The organism is Mycobacterium stomatepiae, assembly GCF_010731715.1.
Taxonomy (GTDB): domain Bacteria; phylum Actinomycetota; class Actinomycetes; order Mycobacteriales; family Mycobacteriaceae; genus Mycobacterium; species Mycobacterium stomatepiae.
This window is the reverse complement of record NZ_AP022587.1, coordinates 5,246,421-5,270,375: the sequence shown is the minus strand read 5'-3', so window position 1 is coordinate 5,270,375 and position 23,955 is coordinate 5,246,421. Positions and strand designations below refer to the sequence as shown.

Annotated in this window: 23 protein-coding genes and 2 pseudogenes; 8 read left to right on the top strand and 17 right to left on the bottom strand. The window is 67.4% G+C overall.

The genetic code is table 11. The annotated features are described in order from the left end of the window. Window positions 1-10: 10 nt before the first annotated feature. Entirely contained in the window at window positions 11-337 is a 327-nt protein-coding gene (fdxA, locus tag G6N54_RS25135; protein WP_085221076.1) for a ferredoxin, read from the bottom strand. A gap of 436 nt (window positions 338-773) precedes the next feature. On the opposite strand from fdxA, the gene G6N54_RS25130 reads away from it, so the two are divergent. Beyond that, window positions 774-1,106 (top strand): hemophore-related protein, encoded by a 333-nt coding sequence (locus tag G6N54_RS25130; protein WP_179969260.1) that lies wholly within the window; start codon window positions 774-776, stop codon window positions 1,104-1,106. Between the two features lie 49 nt (window positions 1,107-1,155). On the opposite strand, the gene G6N54_RS25125 is transcribed toward G6N54_RS25130, so the two are convergent. The 3 genes from G6N54_RS25125 to mshB all read right to left on the bottom strand — a co-directional run bounded on the left by G6N54_RS25125 (window position 1,156) and on the right by mshB (window position 5,312). Continuing rightward, the gene (locus tag G6N54_RS25125; RefSeq protein ID WP_163793003.1) at window positions 1,156-3,792 is read right to left on the bottom strand and encodes a bifunctional FO biosynthesis protein CofGH; all 2,637 of its coding nucleotides are present in this window, start codon (window positions 3,790-3,792) and stop codon (window positions 1,156-1,158) included. A gap of 61 nt (window positions 3,793-3,853) precedes the next feature. Further along, window positions 3,854-4,318: a hypothetical protein gene (locus G6N54_RS25120; protein WP_163793001.1), complete on the bottom strand. Its 465-nt coding sequence runs from the start codon at window positions 4,316-4,318 to the stop codon at window positions 3,854-3,856. Window positions 4,319-4,409: 91 nt separating this feature from the next. Further along, on the bottom strand, window positions 4,410-5,312 hold the full coding sequence (mshB, locus tag G6N54_RS25115) for an N-acetyl-1-D-myo-inositol-2-amino-2-deoxy-alpha-D-glucopyranoside deacetylase (protein ID WP_163792998.1): 903 nt from the start codon (window positions 5,310-5,312) through the stop codon (window positions 4,410-4,412). Window positions 5,313-5,405: 93 nt separating this feature from the next. Between mshB and G6N54_RS25110 the strand changes: the two genes are divergently transcribed. Beyond that, window positions 5,406-6,026, top strand: coding sequence for a TetR/AcrR family transcriptional regulator (locus G6N54_RS25110; RefSeq protein ID WP_179969125.1), 621 nt, complete (start codon window positions 5,406-5,408; stop codon window positions 6,024-6,026). Window positions 6,027-6,032: 6 nt separating this feature from the next. On the opposite strand, the gene G6N54_RS25105 is transcribed toward G6N54_RS25110, so the two are convergent. From G6N54_RS25105 to G6N54_RS25080, 6 genes are all read right to left on the bottom strand, one after another. Further along, the gene (locus G6N54_RS25105) at window positions 6,033-7,877 is read right to left on the bottom strand and encodes an ABC transporter family substrate-binding protein (protein ID WP_372513224.1); all 1,845 of its coding nucleotides are present in this window, start codon (window positions 7,875-7,877) and stop codon (window positions 6,033-6,035) included. A 97-nt stretch (window positions 7,878-7,974) separates the two neighbouring features. Next, window positions 7,975-9,864, bottom strand: a complete 1,890-nt coding sequence (gene typA / locus G6N54_RS25100; RefSeq protein WP_163792992.1) for a translational GTPase TypA — start codon at window positions 9,862-9,864, stop codon at window positions 7,975-7,977. A gap of 127 nt (window positions 9,865-9,991) precedes the next feature. Continuing rightward, the gene (locus G6N54_RS25095; protein WP_163792990.1) at window positions 9,992-10,396 is read right to left on the bottom strand and encodes a (deoxy)nucleoside triphosphate pyrophosphohydrolase; all 405 of its coding nucleotides are present in this window, start codon (window positions 10,394-10,396) and stop codon (window positions 9,992-9,994) included. Window positions 10,397-10,403: 7 nt separating this feature from the next. Next, window positions 10,404-11,336, bottom strand: a complete 933-nt coding sequence (locus G6N54_RS25090) for a TIGR03619 family F420-dependent LLM class oxidoreductase (RefSeq protein ID WP_163792988.1) — start codon at window positions 11,334-11,336, stop codon at window positions 10,404-10,406. Window positions 11,337-11,439: 103 nt separating this feature from the next. Further along, on the bottom strand, window positions 11,440-11,637 hold the full coding sequence (locus G6N54_RS25085; RefSeq protein WP_163792986.1) for a hypothetical protein: 198 nt from the start codon (window positions 11,635-11,637) through the stop codon (window positions 11,440-11,442). Window positions 11,638-11,722: 85 nt separating this feature from the next. Then, window positions 11,723-12,589, bottom strand: coding sequence for a cyclopropane mycolic acid synthase family methyltransferase (locus tag G6N54_RS25080; RefSeq protein WP_163794957.1), 867 nt, complete (start codon window positions 12,587-12,589; stop codon window positions 11,723-11,725). 162 nt (window positions 12,590-12,751) lie between these two features. Between G6N54_RS25080 and G6N54_RS25075 the strand changes: the two genes are divergently transcribed. Beyond that, window positions 12,752-13,036: a 4a-hydroxytetrahydrobiopterin dehydratase gene (locus G6N54_RS25075; RefSeq protein WP_163792984.1), complete on the top strand. Its 285-nt coding sequence runs from the start codon at window positions 12,752-12,754 to the stop codon at window positions 13,034-13,036. On the opposite strand, the gene G6N54_RS25070 is transcribed toward G6N54_RS25075, so the two are convergent. Next, complete coding sequence (locus G6N54_RS25070) at window positions 13,033-14,322, bottom strand: mannosyltransferase (protein WP_163792982.1); 1,290 nt, start codon at window positions 14,320-14,322, stop codon at window positions 13,033-13,035. The two genes, G6N54_RS25075 and G6N54_RS25070, sit on opposite strands and share 4 nt — an antisense overlap. Before the next feature lie 216 nt (window positions 14,323-14,538). Between G6N54_RS25070 and G6N54_RS25065 the strand changes: the two genes are divergently transcribed. Together G6N54_RS25065 and G6N54_RS25060 are read left to right on the top strand one after the other, a co-directional pair. Beyond that, entirely contained in the window at window positions 14,539-15,240 is a 702-nt protein-coding gene (locus G6N54_RS25065) for a hypothetical protein (protein ID WP_179969124.1), read from the top strand. Window positions 15,241-15,287: 47 nt separating this feature from the next. Beyond that, window positions 15,288-16,349 (top strand): Rv1157c family protein, encoded by a 1,062-nt coding sequence (locus G6N54_RS25060; RefSeq protein WP_163792980.1) that lies wholly within the window; start codon window positions 15,288-15,290, stop codon window positions 16,347-16,349. A 90-nt stretch (window positions 16,350-16,439) separates the two neighbouring features. On the opposite strand, the gene G6N54_RS25055 is transcribed toward G6N54_RS25060, so the two are convergent. The 4 genes and pseudogenes from G6N54_RS25055 to G6N54_RS25040 all read right to left on the bottom strand — a co-directional run bounded on the left by G6N54_RS25055 (window position 16,440) and on the right by G6N54_RS25040 (window position 19,132). Then, complete coding sequence (locus G6N54_RS25055) at window positions 16,440-16,586, bottom strand: DUF1059 domain-containing protein (protein WP_084163488.1); 147 nt, start codon at window positions 16,584-16,586, stop codon at window positions 16,440-16,442. A gap of 28 nt (window positions 16,587-16,614) precedes the next feature. After that, the gene (locus tag G6N54_RS25050; protein WP_163792978.1) at window positions 16,615-17,187 is read right to left on the bottom strand and encodes an HhH-GPD-type base excision DNA repair protein; all 573 of its coding nucleotides are present in this window, start codon (window positions 17,185-17,187) and stop codon (window positions 16,615-16,617) included. 167 nt (window positions 17,188-17,354) lie between these two features. Beyond that, a pseudogene (locus G6N54_RS25045) lies at window positions 17,355-17,993 on the bottom strand (CPBP family intramembrane glutamic endopeptidase); the annotation flags it as partial. Further along, window positions 17,990-19,132 (bottom strand): NAD(P)H-binding protein, encoded by a 1,143-nt coding sequence (locus G6N54_RS25040; protein ID WP_163792973.1) that lies wholly within the window; start codon window positions 19,130-19,132, stop codon window positions 17,990-17,992. The pseudogene G6N54_RS25045 and the gene G6N54_RS25040, both read right to left, overlap by 4 nt. Window positions 19,133-19,345: 213 nt before the next feature. Between G6N54_RS25040 and G6N54_RS25035 the strand changes: the two genes are divergently transcribed. The 3 genes from G6N54_RS25035 to G6N54_RS25025 are packed head-to-tail and all read left to right on the top strand — an operon-like array spanning window position 19,346 to window position 21,991. Then, complete coding sequence (locus G6N54_RS25035; RefSeq protein WP_163792971.1) at window positions 19,346-20,395, top strand: type III polyketide synthase; 1,050 nt, start codon at window positions 19,346-19,348, stop codon at window positions 20,393-20,395. Between the two features lie 33 nt (window positions 20,396-20,428). Continuing rightward, window positions 20,429-20,929, top strand: coding sequence for an isoprenylcysteine carboxyl methyltransferase family protein (locus G6N54_RS25030; protein WP_163792969.1), 501 nt, complete (start codon window positions 20,429-20,431; stop codon window positions 20,927-20,929). A gap of 48 nt (window positions 20,930-20,977) precedes the next feature. Next, window positions 20,978-21,991, top strand: a complete 1,014-nt coding sequence (locus G6N54_RS25025) for an NAD(P)/FAD-dependent oxidoreductase (RefSeq protein WP_163792967.1) — start codon at window positions 20,978-20,980, stop codon at window positions 21,989-21,991. Between the two features lie 2 nt (window positions 21,992-21,993). Here the strand turns inward: G6N54_RS25025 and G6N54_RS25020 are convergent, their stop codons facing one another. Both G6N54_RS25020 and G6N54_RS25015 read right to left on the bottom strand, forming a co-directional pair. Continuing rightward, window positions 21,994-22,797, bottom strand: a complete 804-nt coding sequence (locus G6N54_RS25020) for a crotonase/enoyl-CoA hydratase family protein (protein ID WP_163792965.1) — start codon at window positions 22,795-22,797, stop codon at window positions 21,994-21,996. Further along, window positions 22,794-23,937: pseudogene (locus tag G6N54_RS25015) on the bottom strand (thiolase family protein). Before G6N54_RS25015 ends, G6N54_RS25020 begins: the two are co-directional and overlap by 4 nt. Window positions 23,938-23,955: the final 18 nt, after the last annotated feature.

Below are 23,955 nucleotides of genomic sequence, written 5' to 3'. Positions count from 1 at the left end.
CTGCTCCCCCTTAGTCCCCTTCGCCCTGCGGCGGCAGATCTTTGACCGCTTGCGGGTCATTCTCGGTCATCCCGACCTTCGCCGCGCCCCCGGGTGAACCCAGCTCAACAAAGAAGTCGGCGTTGATCTGGGTGTACTGGCTCCACTGATCGGGCACGTCGTCTTCGTAGTAGATCGCTTCAACAGGGCAAACCGGTTCGCAGGCGCCGCAGTCCACGCATTCGTCGGGGTGGATGAAGAGCATCCGTGCGCCCTCGTAAATGCAGTCGACGGGGCATTCCTCGATGCACGCCTTGTCTTTGATGTCGACGCAGGGTTGGGCGATCGTGTACGTCACGGACGTCTCCTCAACGTTTTCTCTTTTGATTGCTCAGTGTGGGCTGCTGTTTGCCTCGCTGCGGCGCTTCCGGCCGCGTAAGCAAAGCTTTCGGTTACTGATACTAGACGTCGCACATACACGTCAACCACTTGGCACGCCACGATGATTGCCCCCTTTCATACGGTCAGTCTCGCAGCCTCGCAGGTCGCCCTTCCGACCATTCGAACGTGTCGACGAGATCGCCAACCGGTGATTCGCCGACGTTTTCCTTCATGTGACGAACGTCACTCAGATGTTGATCTGGGGATAGTTACGTTCCGGGCGGGGGGTCCGAATAACTGTGCAACAAAAGAACGTCCGCAGCGGCTGGTAGCCTCGTCCCAGACGGCAGCCGTTAGGGCAGATCACGTAGCCGTCGTTGGCTTCATAAATCCGGGGAAGGTGTCCAAGCATGATGACGCTGTCGTTAACCAAACTGGCAGCCGCGGTCGGTGGTGCGGCAGTGGCGCTGAGCGCCGCGGCGGGGATTGCTTCGGCAGACCCGCTGGATCCGATCATCAACACAACCTGCACTTACCCGCAGGTGATGGCCGCGCTGAACGCGAACGATCCGGCCACCGCCCAGGAATTGAACGCGTCGCCATTCGCGCAGAACTACATCCGGCAGTTCCTTGCCTCGCCGCCGCCGAAGCGTCAGCAGATGGCCGCGCAGATCCAGGGCATGCCGGCGGCCGCGAAGTACTTCAACACGATCCAGCAGGTCGCGGTCGTCTGTAACAACTACTGAGCCACGGCTCGCTGACGGACCGCCCGGTCGACGTCGCAGCAGCAGTACGCTAGGCGGCCAGCGGGCTGTAGTCGGTGGTGCGTTGACGCGCCGGGCGGCCAATGCCGTGGGCGATCGCGGTCAGCTCGGCCACCGTCTTCGCCGACCCGTATTCCGAGCCGGCCATCCGCGAGATGGTCTCCTCCATCAGCGTGCCGCCCAGGTCGTTGGCGCCGCCGTTGAGCATCACCTGGGTGCGCTCGGTGCCGAGTTTGACCCAGCTGGTCTGAATCTGGGAAATGCGGCCGTGCAGCATGATTCGCGCCAACGCGTGCACGGCCCGATTGTCGCGATGGGTGGGCCCCGGACGGGCCGCACCCGCCAGGTACAGCGGCGAGCTCTGATGCACGAATGGCAACGGCACGAATTCGGTGAAACCGCCGGTGCGGTCCTGGATTGCGCGCAACACGCTGAGGTGGCCGACCCAATGCCGGGGACTGTCGACGTGTCCGTACATCATCGTCGACGACGATCGCAGGCCCACCTCGTGCGCGGTGCTGACGATGTCGATCCACATCGAGGTAGGCAACTTGCCCTTGGTGAGCACCCAGCGCACTTCGTCGTCGAGGATCTCGGCGGCGGTGCCCGGGATGGTTCCGAGCCCGGCCTCGCGCAGGCTGATCAGCCACTCGCGAACGCTCAACCCGCTCTTGGTCACACCGTTGGCGATCTCCATCGGTGAGAACGCGTGCACGTGCATCGACGGGACCCGCGCCTTGACGGCGCGTACCAGGTCGGCGTAGCCGGTCACGGGCAACTCGGGGTCGATCCCACCCTGCATGCATACCTCGGTTGCGCCTTCGACATGAGCCTCCCAGGCTCGATCGGCAACCTCGGCCGCGGACAGCGAATACGCGTCGGCGTCGCCCTTGCGCTGCGCGAAAGCACAGAACCGGCAACCGGCGTAGCAGATGTTGGTGAAGTTGATGTTGCGGTTGACCACGAATGTCACGTCGTCACCGACCGTGTCGCGGCGCAGCGAATCCGCCAGCGCGGCAACAGCTTCCAATGCCGGACCGTCGGCCGTGGCCAGCGCCAGGTACTCGTCGTCGGAACAGCCGGCGGGGTTGCGCTCGGCCGAGCGCAGGGCGGCCAGCACGTCGGTGTCGATGCGCTGGGGAGCACTAACGTCCCTGGCTGCCAGCTCGTGCACGTGCGCGCGGATCGACTCCCAGTCGCCGAACGCGCTGTCGAGGTCGCTGCGCGCCTCGGTATTGCGTCCCTCGCTATCGATCGCGGCGTGCAGATCGACCCGCCCGCTCGATTGAGCTTCGTCGGGTTCCTGCCACGGCATGCCGGTGGGGTTGACGTCGCGAGCCAGGCCGGTCGCCGGATCGGCCAGCGCCACGACATGCCCCCGGACCCGCGGGTCGATCCACGCGGCGCCGGCTTGCACGTACTTGGGCTGCGCGGTCAACCGCTGCACCAACTCGAATCCCGCTTGGGCGGTCACGGCGGCCAGCTCGTCCAGAGCGGGCCAGGGCCGTTCCGGGTTGACGTGGTCGGGCGTCAACGGTGAAACCCCGCCCCAGTCGTCGACGCCCGCGCCGACCAGCGCCAGGCACTCCTCGCGGGACACCAGATTCGGCGGCGCCTGGATGCGCATGCCGGGGCCGAGCACCAGGCGCGCCACCGCGATCGTCGCCAGGTAATCGTCGATCCCGGCGTCGGGCACACCGGCCATCGCGGTGTGCTGCTTGGCGCGGAAATTCTGCACGATCACTTCTTGGACGTGACCGAATTCCTTGTGCGACTTGCGAATCGCGTGCAAGGTGTCGGCACGTTCGGCCAGCGTCTCCCCGATGCCGACCAGCAGACCGGTGGTGAACGGAATGGACAATCGGCCGGCGTCGGTGAGGGCCCGCAGCCGCACCGCCGGGTCTTTGTCCGGGCTGCCATAGTGCGCAAGCCCTTTCGTCTCGAACAGCCGGCGCGACGTCGTCTCGAGCATCATGCCCATCGACGGCGCCACCGGCTTGAGCAGCGACATCTCCGACCAACTCATCACGCCCGGATTCAGGTGCGGCAACAGCCCGGTTTCCTCCAGCACCCGGATCGCCATCGCGCGCACGTAGGACAGCGTCGAGTTGTAGCCGCGCGCATCGAGCCATTCGCGGGCCTCGGGCCAGCGGTCCTCCGGCCGATCGCCGAGAGCGAATAGTGCTTCCTTGCAACCGAGTTCGGCGCCGCGGCGGGCGATGTCGAGAATCTCGTCGGGCTCCAGATACATGCCGGCGCCCTGGGCGCGCAGCTTGCCCGGCGCGGTGACAAACGTGCAGTAGTGGCAGTTGTCCCGGCACAGATGCGTGACGGGGATGAACACCTTGCGCGAATAGGTGATCGGCAGCCGGCCGTCGGGACCGCGCCTGCCCGCCGACTCCAGCCCCGCGTCGCGCACTCGCGCCGCGCTCGCACACAAGTCGGCAAGGTCGGCACCGCGGGCGGTCATCGCCACGGCGGCCTCGTCGACATTGAGGGCCACACCGTCGCGCGCCCGGCGCAGCACTCGTCGCAGTGCGGACGCGCTGGCCTTCGGCGGAACGACGGGATTAGGCAGAGCTGTGGGCTCCTCGCCCGGAGGCCTCGGTGTCACTGGCACCTTGGTGTAACTTCCCCACGATCGAATTTCATCCGCGTGTCCCAACATCTGAATTTTGGCCAACCATAACGGGTGCCATTGCGCAACAGTAGCGCCAGGCGGGCATGCGTCAGCCGTAGTGGTGACCGCGCCGCCACAACACCAGCACCGGCGGCGCCACCCCAAGCACAATCAGCAGCAGAGCACCGTAAGCCATCAGCCCGCTCCCACCCAAGATGATGTCGTCGGCGGGACCGCCCATGCTGATCACCGCGACCGACAGCAGCCACGTCCACAGCGGTAGCGCCGCCACCCGCGCCGACCGCGTCCACCGGCCGGCCGCCCAGACCAGGGCGGCGTTGACCAGACCACTGATCAGCGCGCTGATCGGAAACGGAATCGAGCCGATGTAGAGAGGCAGCAGCAGGGCCCCGGCTAGGGCGGATAAGACCCCGTCGACAGCCAATAGCGCCAACACCACGACGCGAATTGCGGGATCTGTCGCGCCGGTGTCCTCGACGGAAGCGACACGCGGCCTGGTTTCGGTCAGGTCGGGACGCTGTCGATGCTCGACATGATCGAGCCGATGACCCACTGCAAGTTGTCCAGCCGGTCCTGCCAATGCTGCAAGTTAGGGTCCAGGTCGGGGTCCATGCGATTCCTTCCGTGGCTGCCTGCTTCGCAGCCTACCGCGTCGCGGACCCGCCGAGATCCAGTCCCGCGAACAGATCGGTCTCCCAGCCGCGCTCATCGCGATCCCCGGCGGTACCGGCGACGAGCACGTAGTGCTCCTCGCCGAGGATCGGCAGTGCCATGTTGTTCGACAGGGCGCAGGCCCGCCCGGTCGGGCCGACGACCACCTGCGTGGCGTGTGCTGCCAGCGCTGCGACCTTGGCGGCCAATGCATCCGGTCCAGTCGCCACGACGGCGTCGATGGCGTCGTCGGTATAGCCGAAGTCGAATTCCTCCTGGGGAGGGATGGTCCAGCCGGGCTGGAAATCATCGGGGCCCAGGGCGTGCCACCCGGCCGTGAACGCATTGACCGCGAGCACCGTCCAGTAGAACTTCGGAACTTGCCATGGCTCGCCGGAGTAGTCGTTGCCCGCGGCCGCGGCGACCGCGGCGGTGGTGACGGTGTGGGCCCGGATGTGGTCGGGATGCCCGTATCCGCCGTTGGGGTCGTAGGTGACGACAACGTGCGGGCGCAGCCGGCGAATGATGTCGACCAGCGCCCCGACCGCCTCGCGTTCGTCGGCGTCGATGAAGCGCTCGCGGCGCCGCCTCTCGGTGCCCTCCATTCCGGAGTCGCGCCAGCGTCCCGCACCGCCGAGATAGGTGGGCTCACCGATACGCAATGCCCGCAACGCCGCGGTGAGTTCGCCGATGCGGTAGCCGCCGAGTTGGTCGGCCCGGTCGAACGCGAGTTCGGCCCAGCGATCGCCGATGACTTCGCCCTCTTCGCCCAGCGTGCAGGTCACGACGATCACCTGGGCCCCCCGCGCGGCGTAGTGCGCGATCGTGGCGCCGTTGCTCAGGCTCTCGTCGTCGGGATGCGCGTGGACGAACAGCAGCCGCGGAGTCTCAGGCATGGACGCACCCTACCCGCAGCCGACCCGGTAATCTCGGTCGTTGTGTCTCATCAGAGCGCACCAAATAGGAACGCTGACGGCTACTATCGAGGAATGCCGCATGCCACCCGGACAGCACCGAACGGCGTTCGTAGCCGCCGGCGCGGCGAGGTGCTCGAGCGCGCGCTCTACGAGGCCACGCTGGCCGAACTCGCCGAGGTCGGCTACGGCGGGCTGACGATGGAGGGCGTCGCCGCTCGCGCCCAGACCGGTAAGGCCGCGCTGTACCGACGCTGGGGCAGCAAGCACGACCTGGTGCACGCCGCACTGGTGTTCGCGCTGCCCCCGCTGCCGGAACCGCGCTCGGGTCGCTCGGCGCGCGACACCCTGCTGACGGTTTTCACCGCGCACCGCGACGTGTTGGCCGGCAAGACCGCCTTCCCCGGCCTCGATACGATTCATCAGCTGCTGCACGAGCCCGAGATGCGCACCATCTTCGCCGACGCCGTGGTGCGCCCGCGGTTGAAGATCGTCGATTCGATCCTGGCCGCCGCCGTCGCGGCCGGCGACATCGATCCGGCCACCCTGACCCCGCTGACCGCCCGCATCGGGCCGGCCCTGATCAACCACCACTTCCTGCTGACCGGGGAACCGCCGAATCGGCGCGAGCTGGCGATGATCGTGGACACCGTGATCCCGTCGGACGCGCCGGCCTCGGACGCGGTGGCCGACTAAGGCCCGCTACGGCCCGGTTTTCACCCACTGGCCGGCGTCGCCGACAATGCCGACCGGCACGGCACCCGAGAGGCTGACGTTCTGCACGCTGGGGCCCGCGCCGACGATCGTGGTGTCCTGCAGGATCGGCAGCACCGTCGACATGTTCCAGAGTCGCGGCTCGACCGCGGTGATCACGTCGGTGATGCTCTTGGTGCCGTTGAGGGCGGCGTCGATATTGGACTGGATGCTGCGATCACAAATCCCGGTGAGGTTCGACGGCGCCTGCACCAGGGCGCCGGGCTCGGGCTGACGGCTCGGCGCCGTGGGCGCGGTGCTGGGCGGCGCGACCGGTGAGGTCGACACGACCTGTGTGGTCGACGGCGGCGTCGGGGCGGGCGGGACCGTCGTCGACTCCAGGGCGGGGCAGCCGTAGCGCGAGGCGAGCAGCGTGGCCAGGTTACCGCCGGCCTGGTGCCAGCCGACGATCGCGTCGACCTGGTTGTTGGTCAGCGCGTCGCGATACAGCGTCACCGGGTCCAGCGCCGACACCGACGCCGCGATGCCGACGTTGCGCAACTGGTCGGCCGCGGTGTTGGCGACGGCCACCGAGGTCGGGTCGTTGGCCGCCACCCCGATCACCAGCGACAGCTGCTTGCCGTCCTTGCTGATCCGGCCGCGGATCACCTCCGGCGGCCCGGTGGTCGGCGGCAGGGTCGTGGTGGTGTCAGGCGTTGGCGCGCTGTTCTCGACCTGATACCCGGCGGCCGAAAACAGCGCCAGCGCAGCCTGTTTGGTCATCGCGGGCGGCGCGGTGGGTTCATAGCCGGGATCGCTGGGCGCCCTGATCTGGGCCTGGTCCAGCGAGATGGTGTTGTCGCTGCCGGCGCCGACCGCGGCGAGCAGGTCGACGTCGAGCAACCCCAGGATCCCTTTGCGGACTTGCGCGTCGGCCAGCTTGGGCTGGTTGGCGCGCAGCGTCAGCTGCATGACGCGCGGCGTCATGATTCTGGCGGTCCGCACGTCGGGGATGGCCGACAGCTGGGCGAAGGACGCCGAGCCGCCGTGCACCTGGGCCACCTGGGTGTCGCCGTTGCGCACCGAGTCGGCCAGCGCCGCCGGCGCGCCCGCGCGCCGGAACTGGATCAGGGCGGGTTTAGCGGGCGGCCCCCAATAACGGTCGTTGCGGGCGATCAGGATCTCGTCGCGCTGTGGGTCGATGTTCTCCACCCGGAACTGCCCGCCGGTGACCGTCAGCGACCGGACCAGTCCGGCGGCGAAACCGCCCGGCACGTCCTTGACGATGTGCGCCGGCAGCAGGTTGTTGAACAGTTCCTTCCACGCCGGGTACGGCTGCCCGAAGGTGACGACGGCCTGCTTGCCGCCCTCGAGCGACTGCACACCGGTGATCAGGTCGTAGCCGGCCGGATCGACCACCCCGGGTTGGGTGACCATCTGATGCCACAGGTACCAGAAGTCGTCGGCACCGATCGGGGCGTTGTCGGTCCACTGCGCCTCGGGCCGGATCTTGTAGGTGACCGTGAACGGATTCTGGCTGGTCACCTCCGCCGAGACCAGCAGGGTCGGGTCCAGCTCCCACCGCGAACCCGTGGGCGTGCCGGGGTCGGGCACCGGCCGGAACGCGCTCGGCAACACCAGCGCACTGATGGCCGCGTTCACCGGAGACAGGTCGGACAGCAGATGCGGGTTGAACCCGGCGCCGATCGAATCGATGCCCATGATGATCTGGGTGACCCGCTGCGGCGGCGGCGGTGTGTTGTGCGGAGTATCGGTGCTTTGCGGCGCCGGCGGCGGACTGACGGTACAGGCGGCCAGCGTCAGGCCCATCAAGGCGAGCACCACGCCGGCCATCAGCAAAACGTGGCGGGCCCGGTGTAGCACGCGCATCAGGGTATCGACCGCCTGCCCGGCGGCTTTCTGAATCCTTCGGGCACAGGGCAACACCAAGCTAGCCCCGAGCCTTCGCCCGCGCCTTACTGCGCGCCCGCGAGGTGGCGTCCAGCTCGACCTTGCGCACCCGCACGATCTCGGGAGTCACCTCGACGCACTCGTCGGCCGCGCAGAACTCCATGGCCTGCTCCAGGTCAAGTTCCAGCGGACGAGCCAGCGTCTCGATGACGTCGGCGGTCGAGGACCGCATGTTGGTCAGCTTCTTCTCCCGCGTGATGTTGATGTCGAGATCCTCTGCGCGCGGATTGATTCCGACGACCATGCCCTCGTAGGTGTCCTGCCCGGGCTCGACGAAGAACTGGCCGCGGTCGGCGAGCTGGATCATCGCGAACGGCGTGATGGTGCCCGCACGATCGGACACCAGTGAGCCGGTGTGGCGGGCCCGGATCTCGCCCGCCCAGGGCCGGTAGCCGTCGAACACCGCGTTCGCGATGCCGGTGCCGCGGGTCAGGGTGAGGAAGTCGGTGCGGAAGCCGATCAGGCCACGGCTGGGCACGATGAAGTCCATCCGGACCCAGCCGGCCGCGTGGTTGGTCATCTCCTCCATCCGGCCCTTGCGGCCGGCCATCAGCTGAGTGATGGCGCCGACGAATTCCTCGGGGCAGTCGATCGTCATCGCCTCGAACGGCTCGTGCAGCTGGCCGTCGATGGTCTGCGTGACCACCTGAGGCTTGCCGACGGTGAGCTCGAAACCTTCGCGGCGCATCTGCTCGACGAGCACCGCCAGCGCGAGCTCCCCGCGGCCTTGGACCTCCCACGCATCGGGCCGGTCGATCTCGACGACCTTGATGGAGACGTTGCCGACGAGTTCGGCGTCGAGCCGCGACTTCACCATGCGAGCGGTCAACTTGTGCCCCTTGACCTTGCCCGCCAGCGGCGAGGTGTTGGTGCCGATGGTCACCGAGATGGCGGGCTCGTCGACCATGATGCGCGGCAGCGCGTGCGCGTGATCGAGGTCGGCGAGGGTGTCGCCGATCATGATCTCCGGAATGCCCGCGACGGCGACGATGTCCCCGGCGATCGCCTCGTCGGTGGGCGTCCGTTCCACCCCCTCGGTCACCAGCAATTCGGTGATCTTCGCGTTCGTGATGACGGGGTGCCCGTCCACCTCGCGCATCCAGGCAACCTGCTGGCCCTTACGGAGCCGGCCCTTGTAGATGCGGATCAGCGCGAGCCGGCCGAGGAAGGCCGAGGCGTCGAGGTTGGTCACCAGCGCCTGCAGCGGCGCCTCCGGATCGCCCTGCGGCGGCGGGATGTGCTCGAGCAGCACGTCGAACAGCGGGTCCAGGTTGTCGCCCTCGGGGTTGGAGCCGTTGGACGGTTCCGTCGTGCTGGCGATGCCTGCTCGGCCCGAGGCGTACAGCGTCGGCAGGCCGAGTGCGTCCTCGGCGGCCTTCTGAGCTTCCTCATCGAGGTCCGATGTGACGTCGAGCAGCAGGTCGTGACTCTCCGAGACGACGTCTGAGATCCGGGCGTCGGGCCGGTCGGTCTTGTTGACGACCAGGATGACCGGCAGATGGGCGGCCAGCGCCTTGCGCAGCACGAACCTGGTCTGCGGCAACGGCCCCTCGGAAGCGTCGACCAGTAGCAGCACGCCGTCGACCATGGACAGCCCGCGCTCCACCTCACCACCGAAGTCGGCGTGGCCCGGGGTGTCGATCACGTTGATGACGGTCGTCGATCCGTCCGCATGCTTGCGATGCACGGCCGTGTTCTTGGCCAGGATCGTGATGCCTTTTTCCTTCTCCAGGTCGCCGGAGTCCATCAGGCGCTCGACCGCGTCGTCGCCGCGATGTGTCAGCGCGCCGGATTGGCGGAGCATCGCATCGACGAGGGTGGTCTTGCCGTGGTCGACGTGAGCGACGATGGCGACATTGCGAAATGGCACGTCGGTGATTGTGGCAGCGGGGACCCACCAATGGCGAACTGAGCAGCTCACCGGGAGGCAGAGCGCCGTTAGGAAACCACGCTTTTACCAGCCCGATATCCACCACGACACTTGGCCGCGTACGCCTTTACGACATCGTTAAGAGCGCCTGCTCCAGGTCTGGCAACCAGGCGCGATCCGCGGGCACCCAGTCCACATCCGCCAATTCGGCCGCCGTCACCCAGCGCAACGCCCGGTGGTCATGCGGGTGGGGTTCGCCCCCCAGCAGGCGCACCAGGTAGGCCCGCAGCGTCGTCGTGTCATCCAGCGAAATGTCGGCACCCAGCCGATGCCCCACCGCGACGTCGGCGGCCGCGAGGCCCAACTCCTCGGCCAGCTCGCGGGCCAGGGCCTGCGGCTCGGTTTCGCCGGGCGCGACCTTGCCGCCCGGGAGTTCCCAGCGCCCGGCCAACTCCGGCGGCCGGACGCGTTGCGCGATCAGCACCGCCGAGCCGCGGATGACCGCTCCGGCGACAACGATCTGGGTCGACATGGGCGGGTCAGGCCGTCACCGCGCCTCGAACCGCTTCGACGAAAGTGCGCAAATCGGCTTCCCGATTCCCGAAACGCGGCGGCCAGTGCGTCAGCCGCAGATCCGTGACGCCGGCCTTCGCCAGCGCGGCGGCGTCCGCCGCGACGGCGGCCAGATCCGGCCGGTCGTCGGCGTCGGCCTTCGCCCGAAGCGAGCCGGTGACCCCGAACCCGTCCGGGTCGCCGCCGGTGGCGTCGACCGCCGCACGCATCCGCCCGATTCCGCCGGCGAGGTCGCGGGCGTCCTGACCCCAAGGGATCCAATACTTTCCGAAGCGCGCGAGCCTGCGGGCGACGGCACGATTGACCGTCCCACTCACCCAGATCGGCAACCCGCCGGGCTGCAGCGGTTTGGGCATCTGGTGGATCCGCTCGAAGGTCAACTCCGGTGATGCGTAGCTGACCTCGTTCTCCCGCCACAGCCGCGTGCACACCTCGAGCGTCTGGTCCAGGATCGCCCCGCGCCTGTCGAAATCGACTCCGGCCACCTCGTATTCCTCGCGCTGCCAGCCGACTCCCACCCCCAGGTCGATCCGACCACCCGACAGGACATCCAGTGTCGCAACGGTTTTCGCGAGCACGGCGGCTGGACGCAGTGCGGCCAGCAGGATATTGGTGCCCAACCGGATGCGCTCGGTTCGCGCCGCGAGGTAGGTCAGGACGGTGAGCGGTTCCAGCCAGGGCCCGTCCGGCCCGGTGGGCTGGCGTCCGCCGGCCGTTCCCCCGACATCCGGATCGGCGTAGGCGTCAATGTTCATACCGAACGCGATGTGCTCGGAGACCAGCAGGCGGTCGAACCCGGCGCCCTCCAGCACGTGCGCCCAGTCGGTGAGGTGCTCCCAGTTCGCCGTCGCCTCGACGGAGAAAGAGGGGATTCCCATCGAGAGCTGTATCGAGGCCATTGAACAAGTTAACCGGTCGACCCCGGCCCGCTGTCGGCCGCCCACGCGATCGATGACCGCCCTACCGATTACGTCGGGCGACAGCCAGATTAATCGTCGCTACTCACGCCCGGGTTCGGTATAGGTCGTCCAGGTCTGCGGTGATCAGGTTGGCCACCTCTTCGGCCCGCTCCGGGTTTTGGTACGGACCGCCGATCTCGATGTACACCCTCCATCCGCCGTCGGCGTCGGCTAGGACTTTGACGGCGTCGGATCGTTCCAAGTACTCGCGATGCAGAGCAATGAAGTCCTCGGGTTTCATGCGGTCAGGGTAGGGCAGAGCGGGTCACGCCACTGCGCTGTTCACGGTCGCGTAGAGCAGAATTCGTGTTGTGCTGCAATCGTATTCACTTGCGCAGCGTGAATTGGTTGACGTCGATGTAGCCGGCCCGGAATGCGCGGGCGCAGCCGGTCAGATATTTCATGTAGCGCTGGTAGACTTCTTCGGACTGAATCCTGACGGCCTCTTCGTGGTGTTCTTCCAAGGCCACGGCCCAGCGGTCCAGCGTCCTCGCATAGTGCAGCTGCAGGGACTGCCGACGACTCAGGTTGAAACCCGCCTTCGAGGCGTGGAACTCCACCATCTCGATCGGCGGCAACTGGCCACCCGGGAAGATCTCGGTGCCGATGAATTCGGTGAAGCTGTTCAACTCTTCGGTGAGCGGCAGGCCGCTTTCGACCATCTGCTGCGGCGTCAGCATGGTGATCGTGTGCAGCATCATCACCCCGTCGCCGGGCAGCATACGGTAGGCCAGCTCGAAGAAATCGTCGTAGCGGTCGTAACCGAAGTGCTCGAACGCACCGATGGAGACGATGCGGTCGACGGGTTCGTCGAACTGCTCCCAGCCTTGCAGCAGGACCCGCCTGCTGCGCGCGCTGTCCATGTCGTCGAGCAGCCTTCGCACGTGGGCGGCCTGGTGCTCCGACAACGTCAGACCGATGACGTTCACGTCGTACTTGTCGACCGCGCGGCGGATCGTGCTGCCCCAGCCGCAGCCGACCTCCAGCAGCGTCATGCCCGGCCGCAGCCCCAGCTTGCCCAGGGACAAATCCACCTTGCGGATCTGCGCCTGCTCCAGGGTGATGGGCTGGAGACGGTCGAAGTAGGCGCAGCTGTAGGTCATCGTCGGGTCGAGGAACAGCCGGAAGAAGTCGTCCGACAAGTCATAGTGGGCCTGGACTTCTTCGAAGTGCGGCGTGAGCTTCTCGGACATCGCGGCCACGTGCCTCCCTAACTCGGGGCCAATACCTGCTTCACGAGACGCGCGCCGTACTGGTTCACTCCGGTATTCCCCAAAATGCCGCAAGTAAACGTCCAAGGCGGTGGCGTAACGTGGCAACGGGCAAGGTTTTTCGCGTAGAAAGGTTTGCTGACCATGGCCGTGCTGACGGATGAACAGGTAGATGCCGCACTGCCCGACCTCGACGGCTGGGAACGCGCCGACGGCGCATTGCGCCGTTCGATCAAGTTTGAAAGTTTCCTGGCCGGCATCGACGCGGTGCGCCGGGTGGGCGAGCACGCCGAAAGCAAAGACCACCACCCGGATATCGATATTCGTTGGCGGACGGTGACTTTCGCGCTCGTTACGCGCTCCGAGGGCGGTATCACCAAAAACGACGTCGAGATGGCCCGCGACATCAACGGGATCGTCGCGGGCTAGCCCTGCGTCGACGCGGCCCGCGCTTGCGACCGCCGAGGCGGCGCGGCATCCGACCCAGCGGCGCGTTTGCCGGAGGCCGCGATGACAACCAACGTTGCCACCGCCGCGACGATGTAGGCCAGGCCCGCCCAGGCGAAGTACCACGGCCGGCTGATCTGCCAGATGTTCGGCTGAGCCATCAGCAGCAGCCACGGCACGCCGACGATGCTCAGAGCCAGCCAGCCCCAGCCCGCGATCCGCATGCCGGGCCGCTCGCGCAACGGCCCGTGAATCAGCCAGATCATCAGCGGCACCAGCCACACCCAGTGATGGGTCCACGAAATGGGCGACATCAGCAGCGCGAACATCTCGACCGCCAGCAACTTGCCGAGCCGATCCGAGGAGTCCACGGCGCGCCACGCCAGGATGGCCAGGACCGCAGTAGCGGCGATGGCGATCAAGACCACCGGACCGAAGCCGGTGTCGTGGCCCAGGATCCGGGAAATCCCGCCCCGCCACGACTGGTTGATCGACGTCGCGATGGGTCCCACCCTGCCGGCGTCGCCGAGCAGATCGGTGAAGTAGTAGCGCGTCTGATCGCCGACGATCAGCGCCGACAGTGCGATGGTGCCGAAAAAGACGACCGCCGAAAACGCGGCGGCGCCGAATCGCCGGACGCCGACCAGGTAGACACCCGCGATGGCCGGGGTCAACTTGATTCCCGACGCCACGCCGACCAACAGGCCCGAGAGCCACCAGCGCGTGGCGCAGATCGCCCAGAGCACCGCGAGCATCAGAAAGACGTTGATCTGTCCGTAGTCGAAGTTGTTGCGCAACGGCTCAATCCAGATCGTGACCGCCGTCCATGCCATCGCGACACGGTGTCCGCTGCCGGGCAGCACGCCGAGTAGGCGCTGGCTGATCCGAATCGCGCCGTACAACGCGGCCATCATGGCGACCAGCCATAGAAAAGCCGCCAGGCCGAACGGCAGCAGGTGCAACGGGTAGAACACGATCGCCGCGAACGGCGGATACGTGAACGGCAGCGGGAAGTCCGGCGTGTGCTCGCTGTAGACGAAGTTGTACAGGGTGCCGGGGTGGTCGATCGCGGCCGCGCCGCCGAGGTATACGTGCAGGTCGACGAAGTTCGCGCCGTTGGGCGTCAGGTACGTCAAACCGAGCCGTGCGGCGATGCTCACGACCAATAGCAGCGGCGCGGCGGAGCTGATCAGACTCGCCAACCGCCGGGAAAAGTGTGCCGCCGGGGCGGACAGATTGACGTCTACCCGCCTGACTTTAGCGACCACGGCAGACGCTGGGGTGTCGTCCGTCGTCACCGTAGGCACGCGCGGTGCCGCCGACTTTGCCGGCGATCCGCTGTTCGGGGCGTCTGCGCGGCCGTCCGGTCACCGCCATCACTCGTATCGATAACGATCAAATAAATGCCACACGTGTCACTTGAATCCCATCAGCATCAAAGTAGCTTCGGCTCCGTCACCTGTTTTCGATCCCTTGGGGGAGCAATGCCAACCATCTGGACTCTCGCGAAAGCCGCCGCCGTCGTCGTCGGCTCGTCCGCCGCCCTACTCACGGGCGGTATCGCCCACGCCGACCCGGCGCCGGTTCCCGACCCCGGCCTGCAGAACATCCCGCAGCAGTTGATCGCTTCGGCGGCCAACGCACCGCAGATTCTGCAGAACCTCGCCACCGCCCTCGGCGCGCAGCCGCCGCAGGCTCCGGCCCAGCCCGGCATCACGTTCCCGGGCCTGGCCTCGGCCGCCCAGCCGCCCGCGTCGTCTGCCCCGGCGGGTATCCCGTCCATCCCGGGACTCACGCCGGCCGCGACCACGCCGAGCACCCCGACGGCGGCCAGCCCGTCGATTCCCGGCCTCAGCTCGATCCCTGGGCTGGGACAGACCACGCCGGCCGCGCCCGCCACTCCCGCGGCAAGCTCGGCCATTCCCGGGCTGGGCTCGATCCCGGGACTGACGTCGCCGACGACACCCGCGTCCGCCGCCGCACCGGCAACGTCGCCGCTGTCCAACGTGGCGAATGTCAACATGCCGGCACTGCCCGGCCTGCCGCTGAATGTGCCACCGAAGCTGTCGCTCCCGGGCGACCTGCCGGCACTGGCCACGGGCGCCGTCCCGGGCGCCGCGGCGCCGGCGGCACCGGCCGCACCCGCGCCGGCTGCGCCGCTGTCACTGCTCTCGGCCATTCCCTGAGCCGTTCGTTAACCGGCTAATCCACTACCGAAGGTCCGGAGGACATCGTGGCAAGCAATTGGAATCTGTCCAAGGGTTTGGCCGCTGTCGTGACGGCATCGGCCGCCGCGTTCGGGTTTTGCCCGAGCGCGGCGGCCGATCCGGCGGCACCGCAGCCGACACCGCAACCCAACGTTGCCTCGGGGCTGCCCGGCCTGCCCGCGTTGTCGCAGCTGAGTCCGATCATTCAGCAGGCGGCGACCGACCCCGACCAAGCCACACAGCTGTTGATGGCCGCCGCGCAGGCGTTCGCTCACAACCCGTCGGCGCCCACCGAATCGAAGAATGTGGCCGCGTCGGTGAATCAATTCGTTCAGGAGCCGGGTGCCCCGCTTCCCGGCGCGCCCGCTCCGGCGCCTGACGCCGCCCCGGCCGAACATGTGCCCGGCGTCGGCATCGTGCCGGGCGCTCAGGCACACCTTCCGACGGGCATCGACCCGGCCCACGCCGCGGGTCCGGCCCCGCTGGCCGGCACGCCGCATGCTCCCGTGCCGGGTGCCGCTCCGGGTCCCGCACCCACACCGGCGGCCGCACCCGCTCCCACCCCGGCGGCCGCACCGGCTCCCGCACCCGGCGCCGCACCCGCCGCCACACCGGCGGCCGCACCGGCTGCCGGGGGCGCGCCCGCGCCGGACGCGGCGGCTCCGGGTTTCGGACCTGGCGCACCTATTACGCAGGACTTCATGTATCCCTCGATCGGCAGCAATTGCCTGGCCGACGGCAGTAACGCGCTAGCAGCCGCGTTGTCGGTGGCGGGGCCCGCCACGATCCCGCTGCCCGGCCCGAAGGCCGGACAGACCGCCTACGTGTTCACCGCGGTCGGCACGCCCGGACCCGCCGAGGTGCAGAAGCTGCCGCTGAATGTCACCTGGGTGAACCTGACCACGGGCAAGTCGGGCACCGTCACGCTCCAGCCGCGCACCGACATCAATCCCGACGGGCCTACGACCTTGACCGGGATAGCCGACACCGGTTCGGGCAGCATCATGTCGACGATCTTCGGTCAGGTCACGACCAAGGAAAAGCAGTGCCAGTTCCTGCCCACCATCGGCTCGACCGTGGTGCCCTAAAGCCACCAACACCCTCGCCTTATGTATGGGCACCGGTGGCGGCATTCGACGTCGAGCGTTCGGCGCGGCCGCAGACGCTAGGCCGTCCCGTCAGTACGCCATGAACAGGATGGCGTCGCGGTCGTACTCCAGGCCCGGATGAACGCTGGACAGGTGAGCCTGGGTCAGCTCGACCAACTCGTCCTCATCCTTGCCGACGATGGCTTCTCCGCACGGACACGTCAGGTGTGTCTTCACGTTGCCGCCCTTCCCTTCTGGTGACCTACTACTTAGCCGCCTTGGCTGCCGCCTTCATCTGCTTTTTGTACGCCCGCACCTTGCCCATCGATTGGTCATCGACGATATCGGCGACGGAGATGTGCGATCCGGCCTTGCCGAAGTCTCCGGCCGCCGCGCGCCAGCCTTTCGGCGTCACGCCGTACTGCTTGCCCAGCAGGGCCAAGAAGATCTGCGCCTTCACGTCGCCGAAGCCGGGTAGCCCCTTGATGCGGCGCAACAGCTCGTTTCCGTCCGGGTCGCCGGCGGTCCACAATCCGGCCGCGTCCCCGTCATAGCGTTCCACGATGATCTGCGCCAGGGTCTGGATGCGCTTGGCCATCGACCCCGGAAAACGATGTATTGCAGGCTTTTCCGAGCACAACGCGGCGAACTTGTCCGGGTCGTAGTCGGCGATCGTGGCGGCGTCAAAGCTGCCCATCCGGTCCGCGATCTTCTTCGGTCCCGCGAAGGCGGTTTCAAAGGTGACCTGCTGATCCAGCACCATCCCGATCAGCAAGGCCAGCGGATCGTCGGCCAACAGCTGGTCGGCCTCGGGATCCTGAGCGAGGCAAAGTTTCACATTCGACAGACTACTCACCGGAAAGGCGCTGACGACCAGCGCATTACCACCGAGCTATCGTGGCGAGGTGGTGGATGAAGCCAAATTGGCACTAATGGTTGACCGCGACGAACTGCACCGGCTCGTGACCGCCTATTGCCGGGCCGTCGACCGCGCCGACTACGAAACGCTGCGGGGCGCTCCAGCGCGCACACGGTGCCGAGTATTACCGCGGCGAAACCGAGCATCGGGTTGCCGCTAGCCAGGGTGACACAGATGTACAGCAGAGTCGAAATCGCCACCGGCGCACGACGGCCCAGCGCGGTGTAGAGCGCGCCCCGGAAGAAGATCTCTTCGGCGACGCCGTTGGTCAGGGTGATCAATACCACCAGCCAGAACGAGCCGTGGTGGGCGTACTGCAGCACCCGCGCGATCAGGGTTGCGACGGCCGGGATTTCGCGGGCGATCAATCCGCCGGCCACGAAGATGCCGCCGAGGGCCAGGCCGATCACCGTGCCGCTGATCACCGGGCGCTGATTGCGCCCGCGCCAGTTGATGCCGCCCAGATGCAGCGGCCCAGAAAGGAAGCCACCGACGATCCACACCGCCGCCAACACCAGGGTCAGCCAGTAGAAGTCCGAATCGCCGGGCGCGCGTCGCAGCGAAAAGCCAAGCACCGCAGCGCCAATCACCAGGGTGAGCGTGGCCACGACCCGGCGTCGTCTTGCCACTGACGGCGGCTCGTGATGTGGCACAGCGACATTGGTGACTGCGCGACGCAGCTCGGAGAACACACTGGTGCGGTACGGGCTGGCCGCCTGGCTCATGCCGGACGGACCTTCGGGGTGAGCGTGACCATGATGTCGAGGCCGGTTCGCAGTGCCCCGGCGACCGGGCCGGGAACCATGTTGACCAGCTTGAGCGTGGGACGCGCGATGGGCGGGGTGATCGCCCTCGCGAGCCTCCGGATGCGCAGCGCATCCCCTCCGGCCCAGCCGGGATCGGTGTCGGCGAGATGATGCGGATCGGTCAGCGCGTTGACGGGTGGGGGCCGGCCGTTCGAGGTCAAGGCCCGGCCGATGGCGTCCTCGACGCTCAGCAGGCCGCCGGGCGGGTCGGGCACCCGGCCACGCAGGCCACTGCTGGAGGCGACCATCGGGTGATCCAGCGATTCCACCAGGTCGCCGGCCAATCCCGGCGGTACCGGCAGCGCGAGCCCGGTGACCAGTGACGCCAGCGAGGTGTCGACCCTGCCGACCGGCAGCGCGGCGTGCCAGCGGCCCGAGATCCGCGCGTACGTCTTGAGCAGGTCGCGATAGGACGTGGTGTCCGGGCCGGCGATGTCGTAGGCGCCCGGGGGCACTCGCTCGGGGTTCGCCGCGGCGAGCAGATAGTGCAGCACGTCACGGATGGAGATCGGATCGATCGGATTGTCCATCCAGCTCGGCACCGGCAGCAGCGGGAACCGGTCGCCGACGTAGCGCATCATCTCGAACGATGTCGAGCCGGCGCCGATGATCACCGCCGCGCCCAGCCACACCAGTTCCGGCCCGTCGGGGACCGTCAGGGCCTCGGCGACCTCGGCCCGGCTCGCCAGATGGTCGGACAGTTCCTCGTCGCCCGGGACGAAGCCACCCAGATAGACGATCCGCCGCACCCCGGCGTCACGGGCGGCGGCCGCGACGTTGGCGGCCGAGGCCCGGTCGGCATCGCGGAAGTCGGGCTGACCGATCCCGTGGACCAAGTAATAGACCACGTCAACCGGGCCCGCGGCGTCCATCGCCGCCTGCGCCGACACCGGATCCGAGGCATCCAACTCGACCGGCGCAACGTGACTGTACCAACCGAAACGCTTGAGCCGCTGGGTGTTTCGGGTGGCGGCGACCACTTGGTGTCGATTCGCGAGCAACGCCGTAACCAGACGTGATCCCACATAGCCACTGGCACCGGTGACCAGAATCCGCATATCCCAGACCCTATCCCGGACCGCGCTCCGCTAAACGCAAACGACCCAGCCGCGAGCACACAAGCCTGGTCGAATACCCGAAAGCCACCGAATGACCAGTGGTCATACTCACAGCGAGTTAGGCTGAACTAACCAACCTACGGGACCGTAAGTCAGTACATGAACAAGATCACAGGGGGCGGTGCGGCCACGGTCGCACTGAACACATCAACCATGGACACGGACCCATCGATCGCGGCGGCCGCAGTGGAATTCCCGGACAACTATCACCCACAAGAAGCACTGATTGACAGGCTGAGTACCGTCCTCGGCCCACACTTCAGGCGATTCGCTCTGACTGCCGGCGTTGAGCACCGCCATCTCGCGATATCGATGGATCGCATGGAGCAGCTAAGCGGTTTCACCGAGGCGAACGAGGCCTATCTCGAAGTGGCGCTCGAACTGGGTGAGCGGGCGCTGCTGAGGGCGTTCGACGAAGCCAAGGTCAACCCGTCGGATATCGACATCATCTTTTCGACGACGGTCACCGGGCTCACCGTGCCCTCACTCGAGGCACGGCTGGCGGGCCGCATTGGGTTACGCGAGGACGTCAAGCGCGTTCCGTTGTTCGGCCTGGGTTGCGTAGCGGGCGCGGCCGGGGTGGCCCGCACGCATGACTACCTACGCGCGTTTCCCGACCAGGTGGCCGCGCTGCTGGCGGTGGAACTGTGCACGCTGACGATTCAGCGCGAGGACAATTCGGTGGCCAATCTGGTTGCGACCAGCCTGTTTGGCGATGGCGCCGGCGCTGTCGTCACCAAGGGCGCCGAACGCACCGGAGACGAACGCAGGGGCCCTCGGGTGTTGGCCACCCGAAGCCGGCTCTACCCGGACACCGAAGAGGTCATGGGCTGGAAGATCGGCAGTGACGGCTTCCAGATCGTCTTGTCGGCGGACGTGGTGAACGTCGCCCAGAAGTACCTGGGCGACGATGTCCGCAAATTCCTCGCCGATCACGGGCTCACACCGCAGGACATCTCTCGCTGGGTCTGCCATCCCGGCGGTCCGGCAGTGATCGATGCGGTGATAGACGTGCTGGACCTGCCGTCAGATGCCCTCGATCGGACTCGAAACTCGTTGCGCAACAACGGAAACCTATCCTCTGTCTCGGTGCTGGACGTGCTTGCGGCCAACCTGGCGGATCCGCCGCCGGCCGGTTCGTTCGGTCTGATGATCGCGATGGGACCCGCATTCTGCTCCGAGCTCGTTCTGCTGGCCTGGTAGCCGCAAAAGGGTGATGCAAGAGATAGTGGTGACATGTACTACCTGCTGATCCTTGCGGTCGGGGTCGAACGCATCGTCGAGCTGGTGCTGTCCAACCGGAATGCACAATGGTCTTTCACTCAGGGCGCCAAGGAGTTTGGCCGGCCACACTACGTCGTGATGGTCGTCATTCACACCGCTTTGCTGGTCGGCTGCCTAGTCGAGCCGTGGGCGCTGCACCGGCCGTTCATCGGCTGGCTGGGCTGGCCGATGCTGGCGGTCGCGGTGGCCAGCCAGGTACTGCGCTGGTGGTGCATCACCACGTTGGGCAAGCGGTGGAACACCCGGGTGATCGTGTTGCCGGAGGCGCCCCTGGTGCGGCGGGGGCCCTACCGGTGGCTGCACCACCCGAACTATGTTGCGGTGGTGGCCGAAGGGATCGCCTTGCCGCTGGTGCACACGGCCTGGCTGACCGCGGCCACGTTCACGGTGGCCAACGCGATTCTGCTGACGGTGCGTATCCGGGTGGAGAACTCCGCATTGGGTTACACATGAGCGGCCGCACCGCGACGATGCAGAGCGGAGCGATGAGGAGAGGCGCTCATGGCTTATGACGCCGACCTACTGATCGTCGGCGGCGGACCCGGTGGGCTCGCCACGGCGTTGCAGGCGCGTCGGCACGGGCTTTCGGTCATCGTGGCCGAGCCGCGCGAGGACCCGATCGACAAGGCCTGCGGCGAGGGGTTGATGCCCGGCGGCCTCGCCGAGCTCACGTCACTCGGTGTCGACCCGGCCGGCATGCCGTTTCGCGGCATCGCCTACCTCGACGAGCAGCGCCGCGCCGAGGCGCTGTTTCGCACCGGGCCGGGCCGCGGCGTGCGGCGCACCACGCTGCACGCCGCGCTCGAGGCACGGGCGAAAGAGCAAGACACCGAATGGATCCGGACCAAGGTGACAAATGTCGAGCAGGATGCGCACGGCGTGACCGCCGCCGGTGTCCGCGCGAAGTACTTGGTGGGCGCCGACGGACTGCACTCGACGGTGCGGCGCTCGGTCGGCATCAAGGTGACGGCCGGGAAGCCGCGACGGTACGGCGTGCGTTGGCATTTCACGGTGCCGGCCTGGTCGGAGTTCGTCGAGGTGTATTGGTCTCGGCTGGGTGAGGCCTACGTGACGCCGGTGGAGCCGGATCTGGTCGGTGTGGCGATCCTGTCCCAGGGACGGCCCGACCTGAGCTGGTTCCCGCGGCTGGCCCGGCGCCTCGACGGCGCCGACCGCGGGCACCCACGCGGCTGCGGCCCGCTGCGCCAAGTCGTCTCGCGCCGCACCACGGGCCGGGTGCTGCTGGTGGGCGACGCGGCGGGCTACGAGGACGCGCTGACCGGCGAGGGTGTCAGCCTCGCCGTCAAGCAGGCCGCGGCGGCCGTCGACGCAATCGTCAACGACACACCCGCGGCCTATGAGGCGTCGTGGCACCGGGTCACCCGCAACTACCGGCTGCTCACCCGGGCGGTGGTGCTAGCCAGCACGCCGCGCGCGACGCGGCGTGCGCTCGTGCCGATGTGTGAACGCCTCCCCGGGTTGTTTCGCTTCGGGGTCAATATTCTGGCGAGCTAGCGCTAGCGCGCCTTCCAGACCGGCTCCCGCTTCTCGGCGAACGCCAACGGCCCTTCCTTGGCGTCCTCGGATCGGATCAGGGTGCGCATCTCGTTCACGGTGCGCTTCCAGCCGATCTCGTCGCCGGTGATGACGCCGTCGTCGACGCCGGCGGCGATGCGCTTGCTGGCCTGCACCGACAGCGGCGCGTTGACGGTGATGCGCGCCGCCATCGCGAGTGCCGCGTCGAGCACCGAGCCGTCCTTGACGACCTGGTTGACCAGGCCCCATTCCCAGGCGTCGGACGCCGTCATCGGTTCGCCCGTCAACAGCAGCTCCATCGCGACCTTGCGGGGCAGCTGATCGACGATGCGGAAGACACCGCCGGCCGCGGCGATCAGTCCGCGTTTGACTTCGGGCAGACCGAATTTCGCCAGCTCGTGGGCGACGACCAGATCGCTGGCCAGTGCCAGCTCGGTGCCGCCGCCCAGGGCGGTGCCGTTGACCGCCGCGATCGTGGGCTTGTCGATGAAGTGATGCACATACCCGGCGAAGCCGTACTCGGGGTGGTCGGGGTGATACAGGTTCTCCCGGCGGGCGATCGCCTTGAGATCAGCTCCGGCACAAAACGATTTGTCGCCGGCGCCGGTGATCACCACCGCCCGCACGTCGAGGTCGTGCTGCGCTTCTTCGAGCGCATCCCCGACGCCGATGCTGACCGCCGCGTTGATCGCGTTGCGCCCCTCCGGCCGATTGATGGTAATGACCAGCACGTTGCCGCGGCGCTCAACGAGTACTGCCGGCGCAGCGCCGTCAGCGTCCGTCACAGGAGCTCCACAATGGTGGCGTTGGCCTGGCCACCACCCTCACACATCGTCTGTAGGCCGTAGCGAATCCCCTTGTCCCGCATGTGGTAGACCAGCGTGGTCATGATCCGCGCGCCGGAGCCGCCGAGCGGGTGACCGAGCGCGATCGCACCGCCGTTGGGGTTGAGCTTCTTCTCGTCGGCGCCGATGTCTTTGAGCCACGCCAGCGGAACAGGTGCGAACGCCTCGTTGACCTCGTATGCCCCGATGTCGCTGATCGACAGGCCGGACCGCTTCAGCACTTTCTGGGTGGCCGGGATCGGCGCGGTCAGCATGATGACCGGGTCGGCGCCGGCCAGGGTTGCGGTGTGCACCTTAGCAATTGGTGTGAGGCCCAAGTCCTTGGCCTTCTCCGCGGACATGAACAGCAACGCGGCCGCACCGTCGGAGATCTGCGAGGACGGCGTGGATCACGCCGTCCTCCTTGAACGCCGGCTTCAGCGAGGCCATCTTTTCCATCGGGGTGCCGCGTCGAATGCCCTCGTCCTTGAGCACGACGTTGCCGTCGGAGTCCTTGATGCCCACGATCTGGTCGTCAAATGCACCGGAATCTTGTGCGGCAGCGGCCTTTTCGTGCGAGTCGAGGGAGAATTGGTCGAGTGCGGTGCGGTCGAATCCCCACTGTTCGGCGATCATCTCGGCACCGAGGCCTTGGTTGGGGATCCTGCCGTCGTAGCGCGAGATGAAGCTCTCCGGGTAGGGCCGCCCACCGTTGGCCAGAGATGCCCCCATCGGGGTGCGCGACATCGACTCCACACCACCGGCGACGACGACGTCGTAGTGGCCGGCCACCACGCCGGCCGCGGCGAAGTGGATGGACTGCTGGCTCGATCCGCACTGGCGGTCGACGGTCACACCCGGCACCGTCTCCGGCCAGCCCGCGGCCAACAGCGCGGTGCGACCGATGTCGAGAGCCTGCTCGCCGGCCTGCATCACGCAGCCCCAGATCACGTCGTCGACGATCTCGGGGTCGATGCCGGCGCGGGTGGCCAGTCCGTTGAGCACCTGCGCGGACAGCTCTCCGGGGTGCACCCCGGAGAGACCGCCGTTGCGCTTGCCGACGGGCGAGCGCACGGCCTCGACGATGACAGCTTCAGGCATTATTTATTTCTCCTTTGA